The organism is Chryseobacterium sp. GM_Chr_2 (assembly GCF_026540445.1).
GTDB lineage: Bacteria > Bacteroidota > Bacteroidia > Flavobacteriales > Weeksellaceae > Chryseobacterium.
The window spans coordinates 393,294-411,409 of record NZ_JALNUD010000001.1; the positions used below are offsets into that span (position 1 = coordinate 393,294).

General features: G+C 33.4%; 15 protein-coding genes. 7 read left to right on the plus strand and 8 right to left on the minus strand.

The annotated features are described in order from the left end of the window. Positions 1-37 precede the first annotated feature (37 nt). Entirely contained in the window at positions 38-901 is an 864-nt protein-coding gene (locus OXQ85_RS01895) for a GH25 family lysozyme (RefSeq protein ID WP_267401997.1), read from the plus strand. Positions 902-948: 47 nt separating this feature from the next. On the opposite strand, the gene OXQ85_RS01900 is transcribed toward OXQ85_RS01895, so the two are convergent. The 5 genes from OXQ85_RS01900 to OXQ85_RS01920 all read right to left on the minus strand — a co-directional run bounded on the left by OXQ85_RS01900 (position 949) and on the right by OXQ85_RS01920 (position 6,102). Continuing rightward, positions 949-1,755, minus strand: coding sequence for a GLPGLI family protein (locus OXQ85_RS01900; protein ID WP_267401998.1), 807 nt, complete (start codon positions 1,753-1,755; stop codon positions 949-951). A gap of 94 nt (positions 1,756-1,849) precedes the next feature. Next, entirely contained in the window at positions 1,850-3,493 is a 1,644-nt protein-coding gene (locus OXQ85_RS01905) for an alpha/beta fold hydrolase (RefSeq protein WP_267401999.1), read from the minus strand. Positions 3,494-3,620: 127 nt separating this feature from the next. Then, positions 3,621-4,619, minus strand: coding sequence for a peptidogalycan biosysnthesis protein (locus tag OXQ85_RS01910; protein WP_267402000.1), 999 nt, complete (start codon positions 4,617-4,619; stop codon positions 3,621-3,623). A 177-nt stretch (positions 4,620-4,796) separates the two neighbouring features. Continuing rightward, positions 4,797-5,312 carry a DUF1761 domain-containing protein gene (locus OXQ85_RS01915; RefSeq protein ID WP_346659700.1) on the minus strand — a complete coding sequence of 172 codons (516 nt, stop codon included), beginning with the start codon at positions 5,310-5,312 and terminating at the stop codon, positions 4,797-4,799. A 160-nt stretch (positions 5,313-5,472) separates the two neighbouring features. Beyond that, positions 5,473-6,102, minus strand: coding sequence for a hypothetical protein (locus OXQ85_RS01920; protein WP_267402001.1), 630 nt, complete (start codon positions 6,100-6,102; stop codon positions 5,473-5,475). A 101-nt stretch (positions 6,103-6,203) separates the two neighbouring features. Between OXQ85_RS01920 and OXQ85_RS01925 the strand changes: the two genes are divergently transcribed. Further along, positions 6,204-8,105: an ABC-F family ATP-binding cassette domain-containing protein gene (locus OXQ85_RS01925; RefSeq protein ID WP_267402002.1), complete on the plus strand. Its 1,902-nt coding sequence runs from the start codon at positions 6,204-6,206 to the stop codon at positions 8,103-8,105. Positions 8,106-8,215: 110 nt separating this feature from the next. On the opposite strand, the gene OXQ85_RS01930 is transcribed toward OXQ85_RS01925, so the two are convergent. Further along, positions 8,216-9,274 (minus strand): Gfo/Idh/MocA family oxidoreductase, encoded by a 1,059-nt coding sequence (locus OXQ85_RS01930; RefSeq protein WP_267402003.1) that lies wholly within the window; start codon positions 9,272-9,274, stop codon positions 8,216-8,218. Positions 9,275-9,452: 178 nt separating this feature from the next. Between OXQ85_RS01930 and OXQ85_RS01935 the strand changes: the two genes are divergently transcribed. The 3 genes from OXQ85_RS01935 to OXQ85_RS01945 all read left to right on the plus strand — a co-directional run bounded on the left by OXQ85_RS01935 (position 9,453) and on the right by OXQ85_RS01945 (position 13,081). Then, positions 9,453-11,717 (plus strand): TonB-dependent receptor, encoded by a 2,265-nt coding sequence (locus OXQ85_RS01935; protein ID WP_267402004.1) that lies wholly within the window; start codon positions 9,453-9,455, stop codon positions 11,715-11,717. Between the two features lie 92 nt (positions 11,718-11,809). After that, on the plus strand, positions 11,810-12,325 hold the full coding sequence (locus OXQ85_RS01940; RefSeq protein WP_267402005.1) for a hypothetical protein: 516 nt from the start codon (positions 11,810-11,812) through the stop codon (positions 12,323-12,325). A 162-nt stretch (positions 12,326-12,487) separates the two neighbouring features. After that, positions 12,488-13,081, plus strand: a complete 594-nt coding sequence (locus OXQ85_RS01945) for a hypothetical protein (RefSeq protein ID WP_267402007.1) — start codon at positions 12,488-12,490, stop codon at positions 13,079-13,081. A 99-nt stretch (positions 13,082-13,180) separates the two neighbouring features. Here the strand turns inward: OXQ85_RS01945 and OXQ85_RS01950 are convergent, their stop codons facing one another. Next, positions 13,181-13,816, minus strand: coding sequence for a peroxiredoxin (locus tag OXQ85_RS01950; protein ID WP_267402009.1), 636 nt, complete (start codon positions 13,814-13,816; stop codon positions 13,181-13,183). A gap of 99 nt (positions 13,817-13,915) precedes the next feature. Between OXQ85_RS01950 and OXQ85_RS01955 the strand changes: the two genes are divergently transcribed. Beyond that, the gene (locus OXQ85_RS01955) at positions 13,916-14,806 is read left to right on the plus strand and encodes a mechanosensitive ion channel domain-containing protein (RefSeq protein ID WP_267402011.1); all 891 of its coding nucleotides are present in this window, start codon (positions 13,916-13,918) and stop codon (positions 14,804-14,806) included. Positions 14,807-14,861: 55 nt separating this feature from the next. Here the strand turns inward: OXQ85_RS01955 and sucC are convergent, their stop codons facing one another. Beyond that, a complete protein-coding gene (sucC, locus tag OXQ85_RS01960; RefSeq protein WP_267402013.1) occupies positions 14,862-16,052 on the minus strand; it encodes an ADP-forming succinate--CoA ligase subunit beta in 1,191 nt (396 codons plus the stop codon). A 388-nt stretch (positions 16,053-16,440) separates the two neighbouring features. On the opposite strand from sucC, the gene OXQ85_RS01965 reads away from it, so the two are divergent. Then, positions 16,441-18,105: an ABC transporter ATP-binding protein gene (locus OXQ85_RS01965; protein ID WP_267402015.1), complete on the plus strand. Its 1,665-nt coding sequence runs from the start codon at positions 16,441-16,443 to the stop codon at positions 18,103-18,105. Positions 18,106-18,116 lie beyond the last annotated feature (11 nt).

The following is an 18,116-nucleotide window of genomic DNA, read 5'->3' on the forward strand; positions in this document are numbered from 1 at the left end:
CATTTAGAAGTGAAAAAAGTTAGTTTTGTAAAACTTTATGTCACCGAAAAAGTACAGCAAAAAGACCGCCAAAAGCCTGCATAAAAACCGACGAAAGAATTATTTTTTTCGTCGAAAAGTGGTATTGGCAATTTTAATTATTGCATTAATCGGAACGGGGTTATATTTAAAGCAATCAATCAGTTACTATTATGCGCTTTACTTTAATAAATTCACACATAAAAAGCTTCACAACAACGAAACTGAAACCGCAAGAATCCAGAAAATTCTTTCAAATAATCTTGATAAAACGTATGGATTTGATATTTCTCATTACCAAAATCGGGAAGACATAAAATGGGACAGTTTGACCATCGGAAATAAAACCATTCCGCTTGAATTTGTCGTGATGCGCGCCACGATGGGAAACCGTAATGCTGACAAACATTTTGACCAATTTTGGGAACAGGCAAAAAAGCATAATTTAATTCGCGGAGCGTATCATTTTTATCGTGCGGATGAAGATCCGATCATTCAGGCAAATAATTTTTTAGATAATGTAAAACTGGAAAGCGGAGATTTGCCTCCGATTCTTGATATTGAAAAAATACCTAAACGAAAAACCAATAAAAAACTGGTGGAGGATTTGAAAATCTGGTGTAAAATTATCGAGGAAACCTATGGTGAAAAGCCAATTATTTACACCTATTATCATTATTACAAAGACTTTTTAAAAGGTGAATTTGATGATTATCCGCTTTGGTTAGCGAATTATAATGATGTGCCTACCCCATCGCCCGACAGCGACTGGGATTTTTGGCAATTTACAGAAAATGGAATCGTTCATGGTATTAATACCAAAGTAGATCTTGATATTTACAATGGAAGTGCTTGGTCTTTGAAAAGACTGACGTTAGATTAAACTAAAAACACTTTCGAAGTAAATTCGAAAGTGCCTAGTTAGTTTTATTAATCTAAATAATTATTTTTCTTTCTAACATTCCGTTTTATATCTTCTTCTTTGCTTTTATTAACAGACAAAGGATCATTGATAATTTGTTTAAGATATTGCATCGGATTCTCCATAACATCTTTTCTTTTTTCACTAAATTTGTAATAATCCGTTTCTAAAGATGTACTAATTGGCATAATTGGTACTTGGGATTTTTTGAGATAGTTTAAAGTAAAATGATAAAATTCTTTTTCATCAGAAATTTCTACAATTAATCCTGGCAATCCTTTAAAATTATAAGGTCCCTCTGATATTGGAATATCATCTGTATACCAAGCAACCCATTTTCTTTTTCCATATACTCCAATTGCTTTTTTGCAGTTATAAGTATTAATAACTTTCTTTTCATCAACAAGTTTCCAACTGGCTTTATTAATCGGTTCAAATGAATAAATTTTATTAAAAACTTTGTCAAAAATCTTCACCCTACCATTTTTAGCATATACTTCTTGAAAAAAATTAGATTTGGGAATCTTCCCAAAATCAAGTATAATATGATTGTTGACAGCATTTTTAAAACTATTCTCAGCCGATATTCTTTGTAAAGAATCTGTAATATGTTTTTGATCACTTTTAAATAAAGAAACATTTTTCCCAATCTGCAAAGTCATCAATTCTTCTTTTTTAGAATTGATATCTGCTGTATCTTTCAAAAAAATGACTTTGTATTTAACAACGACATAAGAACTATCTGGAGCTTTATTATTTTGTCCGAAACACACAGAATAAAGCATCAAAAAATGCAAAAGAAAAAAATTATTCATCATCTATATTTTTAATAATCAAAATAATGGCAAATTAAATTGATAAATAATAATCGTGATTTTAAATAATTTATTTTCCTTGATTATATTTTTTTTAATTCTTCAAAAAATCAACCACATCCTTATTCAACTCATCTGCAATTTCAAAAGGAAGATAATGCGAAACTTTTGGATAAATTTTCAGCTTTGAATTGGGAATTTCTTTCGCCAACATTTCTGTATGATCTTTTCTGATGACATCATTTTCTCCTGCAATCACTAAAACAGGATTCTTGATTGTGTTTAAAGATTTTTTATTGATATTTGGTTCGTTCAGCATTAGATTCAACAATCTTTTTTCATTATCATATTCTGCCTGTTGAGAAAGTTCCATGAATTTCACTTTGCTTTTAAAATTCTTCAGTAATTCTCCATCTATACCTTGCGGATAAGCATTCGCACCAATAATGATTAATTTTTCTAAGCTTTGCGGATATTTTAAAGCAAATTCAAGTCCGGTATTTCCACCGTCACTCCAACCCAGAATATTCGCTTTAGATACATTCAGTTGATCCATTATATTTTTAAGATCATCAGCAAAAATTTTATAGGTTAAATCGCCTTTCGTCATATCTTTACTTTTTCCTTGAGATCTCGTATCAATAGCTATGACTTTAAATTGCTTTGAAAACTCAGGAATCTGCTTGTAAAATTCCTGAATACTTCCGCCATTTCCATGAAGTAAAATAAGCGGTTCGCCTTCACCATAGGTTTCATAATACAATTCTGCATCATTCAGTTTTACCGTTTTTCCTGCTACATTATTTTTTCCGTACACAGAAACTTCAGCTTCCATATTATACTGGCTGATATCTGGAGTAAGCACCGAAGCTCTGTCGCTATTATCTTTTACTTCGTCTTTGATATTTTTACTGCTTTTATCCACTTTCACATCAATATTGATAGCCGGAGCCGCAATTGACATTTTTTTCCAATCGCCATAAAATTCCCTTATATAGCCCGTTCTGAATAATGCTGCACTTATTTTAATTCCTCCTTCAATTTTTCTCAAAAACTGAATTCCAATGAAAAATTTTCCCTGTACCCAAATATTTTTATCATTAACATCTAGGGTAAAAGTTCCGTCTTTTAACTTGGCTTCAGTTAATTCCACATTAATTTCTTCGTTCAAAATAGTTTTATCCGGAAAGCCATCTTTTTCTGAATAAATACTATAACGCATCAAAATAGGGTTTTCAGAATCTATTTTTACGACATTTAAATTGATATTTTTAATTTTCGCTCTTTTACTTGTACTGAATTCCAAAGCGGTTTCCAAGTAATCCTGAGGCGAAGAATCTTTATTCAAAGAGTACATCACACTTTTTGTTTTCGTAGTCACACCCCAGTTTTTATCAACTAATTTTTTCGGTGCAATTTTTACTTCCTGAATATCTTTCACTTTTTCATTTAACACAATTTTTTTAGGATTTTGTTTAATGAAATCATTTATATTCTGTGAAAAACTTTCATAGCCAGCCACTTCAATTTTCACTTTATGAGAAACGTTGGCTTTTGAGAGATCGATGGTAAAATTTCCATTTTCATCGGAAATCACACCAGTAGATTCTTTTTCAACTCCAATTTTCACATAAGGAATCGGCTTTTTTTCGTCGTTGGAAATTACAGTTCCGGAAATCACCTGAGCATTAAGGTAAAACGTAGAAAATATCAGAAATAAAATATTGAATTTTTTCATGTGTAAAAGTTTGCTGCAAAAATCAAAATTTCCCATAACAATTACTCATAAGACGATATTAAAATTCATTCTGTTTTAGTTAAATTTAATTTAAAACATCACTTTTCAGTGATCATAATTGCAGAAATTACTTAAAAGGTTTTCTCTGAATCCATTCCGTTTGGGGAGAAATTGACGGAAAAATATTTTTTATAAAAGGATTGATTGCGAAATTATTATGCTTTATCAATCCAAAAATTTCAAAAGGTTCCGCACCAATTGTCGATTTTATTTCTAAAGCCGTTCTGCCGAAAATTATTCTTGAAAACTTTTGAGTGATTCCAAATTCAACCATATCCAAAAGCATATTCAGATAGAGTTGTTTTGATTTTTGAATGTCTTTATCGTAGCCTAAAAAGTAGGTATCAATGTCTTTTAAATTAAGTATTAAAGTATAAAAACCGATGAGTTTTCCATCTAAAAAATATCCGAATACTTTAAAATTTTCATTCAGATATTCTTTCATTTTTTCAAAATGATTTTCGGCAAGAAAAAAAGTATTGAAAGGCGCATTTTCAGCTACATTTTGATATAAAATATTCATTTGATGCTGATGCTTTTTTATGTCTGGCAAATGCAATTCCTGCTTTTCAATTCCCGTCAGTTTTTTCTTCGCTGATTTCGCTCTGTCTCTGTATTTTTTAGAAAAATCATGTATGTAATCATCAAAATTATTCCAGTTTTCACGCAATTTCAGCATCATATTCGGCTGAACCGAAAATCTAAAATACTTCCTGTGATCTTTACCCTGAAAATATTTCACAAAATTCGTCTGATAATCTTTATAAATAATCAAATCTGTTTTTCGGATTTCTTTTTGCATTTTCCGAACCGCTTTATCCAAAAGAGGAAATACCTTCCCCAAAGTTATTTTGGAACCATCAAAATAAAATCCGTTTTGCCCTGTCAACATATTATTTCCAAGAATCATCACATCTTTACTGAACTTTCTGGCAAAAAAATTTCGGATACTGCACCAAACTTCATTTTTCTGAAACGTTTTATGCTGAATAAAATTTAAATATTGAAATAAAGCTCCACCAATCAACTCATTATCATGAAAAAATCCAATGAAAAAACATTCCATATTTTTTGGTTTTGAATGCTCAAGAACACAAAAATATTCTTTGGAAAGCATGATATTATGATCTCCAATAATTGCATTCCAATTTTCAGGTAAATCGGAAGTTTTGCGGTAAATTTTTAAATTATATGACATAAAAAAGGCTACGCAAAAGTAGCCTTATCTTTTAATCTGTTAAAATTATTTTTGTGTTACCCAATGAAAACCATTAACTTCGTACCAACCACAGATAATTCCACCCATGATGGTAATTGTGATCGTCCAATACGCAGAATTAATCATCGTATATCTCCAAGATTTTCTTTCAAACATCGCATTAATAGCCGTCATCGGAAAAACAAATAAAAATCCCGCCATAAAAGAATGCAAAGCACCATGCCCAAAGGAACGATAAGCCATTTTATAATCTTTCATGAAAGCTTGGTAAGAATCATTGGCATTGTTTTCATCGCCGCCCACCATTCCCAACGCTCCGAATTGATGAATAGTGACAAACTGAAGGAAAACAGCCATTAATAATGATAAAATCACAGAAAAAACAAAAACTCCGATCATGGAACCTTTCATTTTTTCTTCTGTTAATCCGGTTTCTTCCATCCAAATTTTACCGAAAAGTTTTGGGTGATACCAGATAAATCCCATAATTAATGGAACAAGTGCGGCTACGAAAATAGCCCAATAGTTAATTTGCATCATAGTTTTAATTTTAAAATAACTTATAATAAAGCTACATCAAAAATCGACACAAAATACAATTAATTCAAAATATTATTTATTTTAACTAAAATATGATAATCGAAACACCATTCATTGAATAATAATTCAATATATTGAGAAATCAGTTATAAATTTTAATTTAAAATAAAGATTGAATCATATGTTTTATAAACTGGAAAGACTTATCAGGTTCAGTAATAAAATTGCCAATGAGCTGGAGAATACCTACAGAAAATTCAAGTAATAAAGCAAAAAGTGGAATAATTAAATAGAGAAAAAGAGGAAACCTCAGTTTAAAGGAGAAGTCTTTAATTATTGCTTTCCAAATCATCTGCATTCTTTCTTTTTCGTACCACAAGATAAACCCACACAATATGAAATATAAAATAAATCTTTCCACAAAAATAATTGCCATCCCTTTCTCCATGAAGCTAATATTCATCAATAAAATAGTGCTCGCAATTGGTATAAAAAAGAAAACACCCAAAATTACAGTTCGGTGGAAGAGTAATAAAATACCTGTAATAATCTGTAAAATTCCTACAACGGATTTAAATGGTTCATGATCAAATAAATACCACATTACACGAAACAGCGACAGGTCTTTGATTGGCGTTGCCATTTCCTGAGATGATATTCCAAACTGGCCACCTTCCAACAACTTTCCGCTTCCGTAGCTTATGAATATAAAAGCAAGTAAAAATCTTGCGACCAAAATAAAATACTCCCAATATCTGGCTTTCGGTACAGATCTTAATTTTTTAATCATAATTAAATGAATTTTAGTATTAGTATATTTAAAAGTTTTCTTGTTACATTTTCGTATTTTTGCGGCTCAATTGAAATTAAATATCAAACCATTACATTCCAATGAATTACGTTTCTGTCGAAAATCTTACCAAATCTTATGGCATCAAAGTTTTGTTCGAAAACATCACTTGTCACATCAACGAAGGTGACAAAATTGCCATTGTTGCCAAAAACGGAAGCGGAAAATCTACGCTTTTGAAAATTTTGATGGGTAAAGAAATCGCAGACAGCGGTGTAGTAAACATCAATAAAGATATTCAAGTGGTTTTGTTTGATCAGGAAATTGATTTTGATTCGAATCTTACGATTTATGAATTTATGATGACCTTAGATTCAGCGCCAATTATGGCTTTGAAAAATTATCATCAATCTTTGCATTCCACCGATAATGATTTTATTGAAAAAGCATTGCTGGATATGGAAACACACAAAGCATGGGATCTTGAAAACGAAATGAAACAGATTCTTTCCCAGCTTAAAATCACTGATCTTGACGCGAAAATGGGAACGCTTTCGGGAGGCCAGATTAAACGTGTTGCTTTAGCGAAACTTTTAACCGAAACCAGAGCAGAGCACCGTCACACTCTATTAATCATGGATGAGCCCACCAACCACCTTGATGTGGAAATGGTGGAATGGCTTGAAAATTATTTAAACAAAGCAAAAATCACGTTACTTCTTGTAACCCACGACAGATATTTCCTTGATAGTGTTTGTGACATTAGCTGGGAAATGGAAGATAAAAACCTGTATGTTCACAATGGTGCGTACGCGACATATCTTGAGAATAAAATGATTCGTGAGGACAACATGAACGCAACCATCGACAAAGCCAATAACCTTTACAGAAAGGAACTGGAGTGGATGCGAAGACAGCCCAAAGCGAGAACTACAAAATCTAAATCGAGAATTGACTCTTTTTACGAGACAGAAAAAGTAGCCAAAACCGATACCAGAAAACAAGCTCTAGAACTAGATTTTGAAATGAAAAGACTGGGAAGTAAAATTCTTGAGCTTCACCATATCGATAAAAGTTTCGGAGCTAAAGTTTTATTGAAAGATTTCAGTTATCAGTTTCAGCGTGGTGAAAAAGTGGGAATTATCGGAAAAAACGGAGCCGGAAAATCTACTTTATTAAATATCATTCAAGGATTTGAAAAGGCTGATAAAGGTGAAATTGAAACAGGAGAAACGATTTCTTTTGGTTATTTTTCACAAAAAGGCTTAACCTATAAAGAGGATGAAAGAGTGATTGATTTCATTAAAGAAGTTGCCGAACATTATCCTTTGGCCAACGGAAAAAGTCTTTCTGCATCTCAGTTTTTGAGGTTATTTTTATTTGATGATCAAACCCAGTACTCTCCTATTTCAAAACTTTCGGGTGGCGAAAAAAGAAGATTACACTTGATGTATATTTTATATCAAAATCCGAACTTTTTGATTTTTGATGAACCTACCAACGATTTGGATCTTCCAACATTAACGGTTCTTGAAAACTTTTTACAGCAATTTCAGGGTTCATTAATTATCGTTTCTCACGACCGATATTTTATGGACAGAATTGTGGATCACGTTCTGGCATTTGAAGGGGAAGGAAAAATTAAAGATTTTGTAGGAAATTTCTCTGAATATCGTGAAGCAAAAAGCAGAGAAGAAGCGTTGGAAAGATCAGCCGTTCAAAAAGCTGAGCCTGTAAAAGAAACTGCGACGGTTTCAGCTCCTACTCAAAATTCAAATAAGAAGAAAAAACTTTCTTTCAAAGAACAACGAGAACTTGAACTGATTGAAAAAGAAATGCCGGAATTTGAAGAGCAAAGAGCAAAAATTCTTGACTCGCTAAACAACGAAGCAGATTACGAAAAAATAGCAAAACTTTCTGCCGATCTTGAAACCATTTCTGAAAAGCTTGAAAACCACGAATTGAGATGGCTGGAGCTTCAGGAAATGTTGGGAGAAGGGTAATTGTGTTGGAGAGTGAGAGGGTTTGAGAATTTTAGTGTTTTGATAGAATCAACTTTTTATCCATTTAACACTAAAACCCTCAAATTCTATGACTCTCAGACCCTAAGACTCTATGAAAAAGTAACCACTTTTTCCTGCTTAGAGCTTTCCATTGCAGCATCAATGATCTTCATATTCAGAATTACTTCTTCGGCTGGTGATGGCAAATAATATCCAAAAACAATGTGCTCGTAAATATTCTGATAATAATTCATGTAATTTCCGGCTTCGCTGGAAGTAAGAATTCTTTCCGTTTCTTTATTTTCATTTAAAAAATTCAGAATTCCGTCTGCTTCTTTTAAAGGTTGAGTCCATTCTTTTCCGTATTCCGGAATAGATCCTGCAACCAATTCATTTTCCTGATTATCTGTTCTTTCTTGTAAAAAGCTTCCGTTACTTCCATGCAATACATAAGCATAATGAGCTTCTTTGCTGAAAACGGAAGATTTTAATCTCACTCTCAATTCATTTGAATAATATAAAAGGATTTCAAAATAATCATTTGCATATTCGCTTCCTTTCATTGAAAAAACATCCGCAAATAATTTTTCAGGAAAACCAAACAACTGAACCGCCTGATCTACTAAATGCGCGCCTAAATCGTGAAGAGAACCAGAACCTGTTTCGTTTGGATTTTCTTTGTGAGATTTCCCACTTGGTTCGGTACGGAATCTGTCGAAACGAATTTCAACTTCTTTAATAGTTCCTAATTTTTGTTCGCTGATAATTTTCTGAACCTGAAGATAATCACGATCAAACCTCCTGTTTTGGTAAACGCTTAAAAATAAGCCTTTTTCCTCTGCCAGTTTCGCCAATTCCTCAGCTTCTGAAACATTCACTGTAAAAGGTTTTTCTACAATAACGTTCTTACCGGCTTCCAAAGCCATTTTCACATATTCAAAATGAGTCTGAACAGGAGTATTCACTACAACTAGCTCAATATCTGCATTTTCCAACATTTCTTCAACAGATCGAAAAATTTTTGCATCGGGATATTTTTCTTTCGACTCTTCCTTACTTCTTTCCACCACTGCTGACATAAAAAATCCCGGATGTTCCTTTAAAAAGGGAGCATGGAAGACTTTTCCACTCATTCCAAAGGCACAAAGCCCAACTTTTACCAATTGCATAATTTTATTTTTAACAAAGATATTTATAATTATTTTTCGCCAAACAGACTATCACTAATTTAGGAATAATTCATCACCTGTTGAATAGCTGATAAAAATCAGATTTTTATTTTGATTTATTCTAAATAACAATCTTACATTTGCGCCTTATTTAAAACCACTCTAAATAAAAGTAAAAATGAAAAGACAGCTAGTTACTCTAGGGTTGTTGTTCACAGCAATATCCCTAACCGCACAGGTGGAAAAGGTGGATACTATTAAAATCCAAACCATTGAAGATGTGAATCTTCACAAAACAGGAAACCCCAATAAAGCCAAGCCATTATCTACGAAATCTAATTTAACGGTAATGGAAACTCCTCAGCCAATTGCCATCGTTACTCACGAAATTATTGAGCAACAACAGGCAAAACAATTGAGCGATGTGATACAAAACGTCAACGGAATGTACGTTACGTCTTCAAGAGGAAATTCGCAAGACAGTTTTGGAGGAAGAGGTTTTATTTTAGGAAATGATAATATTTTTAAAAACGGTTCGAGAATCAATAGCGGAGTTTTTCCTGAAGTAAGCGGACTGGAAAGAGTGGAAGTTCTGAAAGGAGCCAATGCTATGCTTTTCGGAAATGCTGCAGCCGGAGGAATCATCAACATGATTACGAAAAAGCCTAAATTTAATTTCGGAGGAAGCCTTGGATTGAACGCCGGTAGCTGGAATTCTTACAAACCAACCGTAGATATTTATGGTCCTTTATCTAAAAATATGGCTTTCCGAGTGAATGGAGCTTATGAATATGCTGAAAGTTTCAGAGATGTGGTACAATCTGAGAAATACTATTTTAATCCTTCATTTTTATTTAATATAAGTCCGAAATCGCAATTAATTGTAGAAGCAGATTATTTAAAAACAGATTTTACGCCAGATTTCGGAATTGGTTCTATTACCAACAAAGACGGAAGTTACAGACTGAATGATACCGTGGGTAGAAATACTTTCTTCGGAACAAACTGGCAATATCAAAATGTGGAACAAGCTTCTACCAATGTCACTTTCAATCATCAGTTTAATGAAAGATGGTCTTTGAATGCAACTGCTTCTTACCAAAATTATACAAAAGATTATTTTTCTTCTGAAAGAGTACAATGGATGTATGACAAAGTTCAAACCAACCGTCTTTCATGGACTAGACCCTTTGGAAAAACCTATAACGAACAAAACTATGGTTCTGCACAGGTAAACATCAATGGTGAATTTAATACAGGAAAAATCAACCATAAGGTTTTATTAGGTTCAGATGCAGATTATAATCAAGCCGATGCTTACAGCTATAATTTAAGCTCAACATCAAATACTTTATTTTTAGATGATCCTTCTACTTGGGGCAGCGTAGATATGCCAACTTCTACAAGCAATACCAAAACCAGAGTTAATACTAGAAGAATAGGATTTTATGCACAAGATTTTATCAGTTTAACAAAACAATTAAAAGTAATCGCGGGCTTACGATGGTCATATATCGAAAATATGCCAACAATAACCACTCGTTTTGCATCTAATGAAAAATTTGAAGTAGCAAATTCATCCACATCAGACAATGCATTCTCACCAAAAGTTGGAATTGTTTATATGCCGAATGATAATTTCTCTGCATTTGCAACGTACACCAATTCATTTGTTGTGAATACGGGATATACTTCTGATCAGTTCAATACAGTGAATACCAATCAGCCGACACAGCAGGTTCAGAATCAATTGGGAAGCTTATCGAGATTAGGAATTAAACCAACAACCGTTGATCAATATGAAGTTGGAATTAAAAAGAATTTCTGGAATAATGCTTTAGCGGTAAATGTATCTGCTTATCAAATCGATTACAATAATTATTACCAGACGTATTGGTTTGTGGCACAAAACGGAGCTCCTGTAAACGCTACAGATACCAATCTTAAAGAATTTGCAGGAAAAATGAGAAGCCGCGGGGTTGAGCTAGATATTACCGGAAATCCAAATGAAAATTTATCCATCATTGGAGGTTTTTCTTACAATAATTCTGTGTATGTAGACACGCCTGAAAAAGGTTATATCGAAAATCAAAGATTGGTAAGAACACCTGCTACAACGGCGAATGCTTCAGTTTTCTATAAATTCACAAATTATGTAAAAGGGTTGAAAATTGGCGCAGGATTCTACTATATCGGAGACAGAATTGCTGGCTGGAACGATACAAAATCTACCAATACAAGCCGAGGTGGCGTAACAAGAATGTTTGATCTGAAAGATTACACAACCGTAAATTTATCTCTTGGCTACGACTGGAATAAATTTTCCATCCAAGGAAAAGTGGGTAACCTATTCGATGTGGTAAACTACAACGTACACGAAAATTATTCTGTAAACCCGATTATGCCTAGAAATTACTATTTCACATTAACATATAAACTTTAGAAATTTATAACATTTATAATTTCTTTTTATAAAGTGGAAGTTGCAAATTTGCAGTTTCCACTTTTGAACTTTAAAAACAAAACGATTTAGATATGGATAAAATTAAGGATACGAGAAGTTTTATGAGAATTACGCACCGTTATTTAGGCTATTTCCTTGCAGGAATTATGGCTGTGTATGCGGTAAGTGGCGTTCTTTTGGTTTACAGAGATACCGATCTTCTGAAAAAAGAAAAAAATTATGATAAAGTAATTGAAAAAAATCTTTCAGAAAAAGAAATCGGCAAAGAACTGAAAATCAAAAACTTTGAAATCGAGAAAACAGAAGGAAATATTTTAAAGTTTAAACAAGGAACTTACGATTCATCAACCGGGCAGGCGAAATATACTAAAAAAGAACTTCCTTTCGTTTTAGATAAAATGGTGAAGCTTCACAAAGCGCAATCCAAAGACAAATTGTCACCTTTAAATGTGTTCTTTGGTGTCGCATTATTCTTTTTTGTCATCTCCAGCTTCTGGATGTTCAACCCCAAAACAAAAATTTTCAAACGCGGAATAATTTTCACCGTTGCTGGGATTATTGTTTCTATTATTTTATTAATGATTTAATTTTATGAATTTTTTAATTTAAATGTTAAAATTCATGGATATCAATTTTGTTAATTTTAACAGTATTTTAAGAAATTTATCTGAAAATAAACACTTTTGGCATGCATATTGAATTTCACTTGTTTTAGAATAATAAACATTAATTATTAAAAATTATAAATTATGAAAAAACTAGTTCTAGCAGGTATATTAGCAGCAGCAGGATTAACTACTTCCATGAATGCTCAGATTCAAAAAGGTAACTGGATGGTAGGAAGCAGCTTGGTAACAAGTAACTTCGGATTAAACACTGGTGGTGGTTACCAAATCAACCTACAACCAAAAGGAGCTTATTTTGTTGAAGATAACGTTGCAGTTGGGGGTTATGTAAATTTAGGTATTGGTAAATCTTCAAACACAGCAAATACAAGATTCGATTATGGTGTTGGTGCTTTAGGACGTTATTATCTTTCTCCAGGTGAGCAAGGGGTTGACAACTTATTGAACCACGGAAGATGGTTCTTCGAAGGTAACTTAGGTGTTGGTGGTTATTCTATCAGCAAAGGAGGTAACTCGACTACAGGTCTTGACTTTGGTGTAGGTCCTGGTTATTCTTACTTTATCACTCCAAACATCGGTTTAGAAGGTTTAGTAAAATATGCTGGGGTAACAGGTTTCGGAAACACAGGTTTAACGTCTAACATTACATTCAACCTAGGTTTCAGTATCTATTTGCCAACTTCAAAAGCTAAGCAAGTTGTAAACGACGTTAAGTAATTAAAATTATTTTAACCGATATAAATGAAATCGCCTCGAAAATATTTTTCGAGGCGATTTTCTTACAAATTAAAACTAAACTATAAAAAATCAAATAAATCATGTATTGGGTTGGGGCGTATATCTTAAATACGGCTTTATTTCTGTCACACCTTTCGGGAAAATCTTTCTCGCATCTTCCGTAGAAATTGCGGGCGGAACAATTACATCTTCTCCATTTTTCCAGTTAACAGGTGTAGCAATTTTATGTGAATCAACCAGCTGAAGAGAATCTAAAACTCGGATAATTTCGTTGAAATTTCTTCCTGTTGAAGCAGGATACGTAATAATCAAACGAACTTTCCTTTCAGGATCAATAATCAATAAAGAACGAACGGTTGCCGTTGCAGATGCATTCGGATGAATAAAATCATACAATTCGGCAACTTTTCTATCTTTATCAGCAATAATAGGAAACTGTACATCAGTATTCTGGGTTTCGTTAATATCTTTTATCCAGTTTTGATGATCTTCTACTCCATCTACACTCAGGGCAATTACTTTAGTTCCTCTTTGCTCAAATTCAGATTTTAATTTTGAGGTAAAACCTAATTCTGTAGTGCAAACTGGTGTATAATCTGCCGGATGAGAAAATAAAATTCCCCAAGAATCTCCTAAATAAGTATAAAAATCAATATCACCTACAGATGACTCTGCCTGAAAGTTCGGTGCAATATCTCCTAGTTTGATTGACATAATATTTTGCTTTATTAGTCTACAAATTTAGTAGACTTTTTCTAACTGGCAAAATTTTTGTTGAAAATTTATATATTTAAATAAAAAAAGTTTCAATTCATGGAAAAAGAGAGTTTAAGGTATGTAGATGTTGTTTACAGGGTTCTGGAAAGTTGGTATATGAAATTCGCGGAGCTCACTCCCAAATTAGTTGTCGGAATTCTTGTTTTCTCTTTCTTTTTAATCACAAGTAAATATCTCAGTAAAATTTCGGTAAAAGTTTTCCACAAATTATTTCCGAAGAGCAAAAAGGAAAGTTCGCTTGTAACTTTGATCGGAGTTTTCAGATTCATTATTATGATTATGGGGACTTTTATTTCCCTTGAAATTATGGGATTCAGCGGATTTCTTTGGAAATTTATCGGAAGTTTAGGGGTTGCCGGGGTTATCGCCGGGGTTGCTTTGAAAGATTTAGTTTCAAGTATCTTCTCCGGAATGTTAATTGGTATTGATAAAGCCTTTAAAATTGGAGATTATATCAGCATTGGAGCTAACTCAGGAACGGTTTCAGAGATTGGATTTTTAACGACGAAAATCATTACAGACGACGGAAGAAAAGTGTATATCCCGAATCAGGTTATTTTTAATGCACCATTTTCAAATATTACGGCATCGCCTCAACGAAGAATTATTTTAAATTTTGAAATTCCTGCTGATGAAGATATTACAACAGCACAGAAAGGAATTATGGAGGTGATTAAAAGCCTAAAAGATATCGATCGCTTAGATAATACAGAAGTTATTTTCACAGATTTGAAACAGGGAATTTTCACGCTTCAGGCAAAATTCTGGATGAAAGTAGGATCTAATATGGTTCACTTTAAAAGTGAGGCTTATTTAAAGATAAAAGAACGTTTAGATTCAGACGGAATTCAGCTGGTGACACCAACAAGCATCAATATTACAAATGGTGACAGCGGAAGTTTAACCACAACTGCTCCCAACCAATAAAATAAAAAAACCGCTTTATCACTAAAGCGGTTTTTATTTATCTAAAATTTTAGTCTTACGCTAAAACTTCTTTTACTTTGTTTGCAGCTTCTTCTAAAGTAATTGCAGAGTGAATTGGTAATCCAGCCTCGTCAATTAATTTTTTAGCTTCTACAGCGTTAGTTCCTTGTAATCTTACGATCAATGGAACTGGAAGGCTTCCCATCGCGTGGTAAGCGTCTACAACACCTTGTGCAACTCTGTCACATCTTACGATACCTCCGAAGATATTAATCAAGATTGCTTTTACGTTTTGATCTCTTAGGATGATTTCGAAAGCAGTTTTTACTCTTGCAGCATCAGCAGTACCTCCAACGTCTAGGAAGTTTGCAGGGTTACCACCAGATAATTTGATGATATCCATAGTTGCCATTGCAAGACCAGCTCCGTTTACCATACATGCAACGTTACCGTCTAGTTTTACGAAGTTAAGACCAGCTTCACCAGCTTCAACATCCAAAGGATCTTCTTCTCTTGTATCTCTAAGCTCAGCAAGATCTTTGTGACGGAACAATGAGTTACCATCCAAAGTTACTTTAGCATCTACAGCGATAATTTTGTTATCAGAAGTCTTCAACACAGGGTTGATTTCGAAAAGAGAAGCATCGATACCTACATAAGCATTGTAAAGAGATGAAATAAATTTCACAAATTCTTTAAATGCATTTCCTTCAAGACCTAGGTTGAAAGCAATTTTTCTAGCCTGGAAACCTTGAAGACCCAAAGCAGGATCAATTAATTCGTTGTGGATTAAGTGAGGAGTTACTTCTGCAACGTGCTCAATATCCATACCACCTTCAGTAGAATATACGATTGTATTTTTACCTTCAGCTCTGTCTAAAAGAATAGAAACATAAAATTCTTTAGTTTCCGTTTCACCAGGATAATATACATCCTCTGCAACCAATACAGAATTTACCAGCTTACCTTCAGCAGAAGTTTGTGGAGTTACCAACTGCATTCCGATGATGTTCTGAGCGTTTTCTTTAAGCTTATCCATGTTTGGAGAGAACTTTACACCGCCACCTTTACCACGACCACCTGCGTGGATCTGAGCCTTTACTACCCACCCTTGAGCGCCAGTTTCAGCAGTTAGTTTTTCAGCAGCTGCTACAGCTTCGTCTACGTTATTAGCAACGTAACCACGTTGGATAGCTACTCCGTACTTTGATAAAATCTCTTTTGATTGATACTCGTGAAGATTCATATTATTTTTATTATTTTATTTTAATAGTTAAAGGTTGACAAATTTACTAAAAATGAACAAGGTTAAAAAGAAAATTATAGAACTTTTAACGCATTCATTCAGTTTCCTGTTAAACTTATTCGGATTAAACGTTTCGAATATTGAAATAACGCCGTAAAGATGGTAAAAAACCTTGAATAACAGCTCATATTCTAATCACATTTTAATAGCATTCTAATCTAGATAAGAATAATCCCCAATCTCATATTTTATCTTTGTAGCGCCGAAAAAATCAAGGATCTTTTCAGAATTCCAGACAATTCAGAGATCACCAACATCGGCATTCACACCTACCATTCACAAAATAGCTACGAAGTATTGAAAACATTTAAACTTACAAAATAAGAAAATGGAAATAACTGCTAATGAACAGGGAAAAAGGCTGATTCGCTACATTACAAAAGAGAAAAAAGACGTTACCAACATTTATTTTTATGCTATTCTAAACGGGCTTGTCTCGTTAAGCATTCCTTTGGGAATACAGTCTATCGTGAGTTTTGTAATGGGTGCTACGATGGCAACTTCAATTTACATCCTAATATTTTTTGTCGTTATCGGAACTTGGCTGGTCGGCTATTTCAGATTAAAAGTTATCGAGATCATCGAGAAAATACAGCAGAAAATATATGTTGAATTTTCAATGGCTTTTGCTGAAAAAATTCCTAAAATCAATCTTTCCTACACCAGAAAATATTACCTTCCGGAATTGGTCAACCGTTTTTTTGATATCCAAAATCTTCAGAAAGGTGTTTCTAAAATTTTATTGGAAATTCCGACTGCATTGATCCAGATTTTCTTCGGAATCTTGCTACTTTCCTTTTATCATCCTTGGTTTTTAGCATTCGGAGCTTTGGTTGTGATTTGCGTGATCATCATTTTCCGATACACCATGGAAAGCGGAATAAAATCTAGCATTGAAGAAAGTAACAAAAAATATGACACCGCCGCATGGATCGAAGATATTGCCGGATCTGTAAAGACCTTTAAAATGCATTCTGAAAGCGGGGCCCATCTGAAAGGGACAGACGACCGCGTGGTAGAATATCTGGATCACAGGACATCTCACTTCAAGGTTCTTGTTTTCCAATACAAAACTATTATTGCCTTTAAAGTGATTATTACCTTGGCGATGCTTGCAATTGGAACGTATCTATTGATCAATCAAAAATTAAATATCGGTGCTTTTATTGCCACAGAAATTGTTGTTTTAAGCATTATGGCAGCGGTTGAAAAACTTATTGTAAGCCTTGAAAGTTATTACGATTTGATTGCTTCTTTTGCTAAACTTTCGAAAATCACTGATCTTAAAGAAGAAAAAAACGGTGAAATTGTTCTTTCTCAAAAGGAAAAAGGAAACGAAATTGAGTTTAAAAATGTAAACTTTTCTTTCAACGACAGCACGCCTATTCTTTCGAATCTTAATTTTAAAATAAAGGAAAACAGCATCACCATTTTAACCGGAAAATTAGGAACCGGAAAATCTCTTTTGCTGAATATGATTGCCGGATTTTTTGAACCCAGTTCGGGAACTATTCTTTTCGATAAAATTCCGTTACAAAATATCGATAAACAGAAAATGCGAAATTCTATCGGGTTGTATCTGGAAAATATGAAAGTCATTCAAGGCAATGTGAAAGAAAACATTCTGCTGGGAAATACAGAAAGTACGACTGAAGATATTCTTGAACTTTCTGAACATATTGGAATTGAAAATATTTCAAGTCTTTTCAGCAGTGGTTTTTTCACAGAAATCAGCGAGACAGATTCTGAAATTACGTTTAGTTCAAAGAAAAAAATATTGCTTCTTCGAGCGCTTTTAGGAGAAAAAAGACTCATCATTTTAGAAAATCCGTTTGATGGATTACAGCAGGAACATCAGGAAAAAATGATGAAATACCTTCAGATGAAAAAAGAAAAAACTACGATTATTCTTGTTTCTCAGAATAAAAATTTGTTGGAAATCGCAGATCAGCATATTCACATGGAGGGCGGTACTTTAAAAATTCTATCATAAAATTTTAGCAC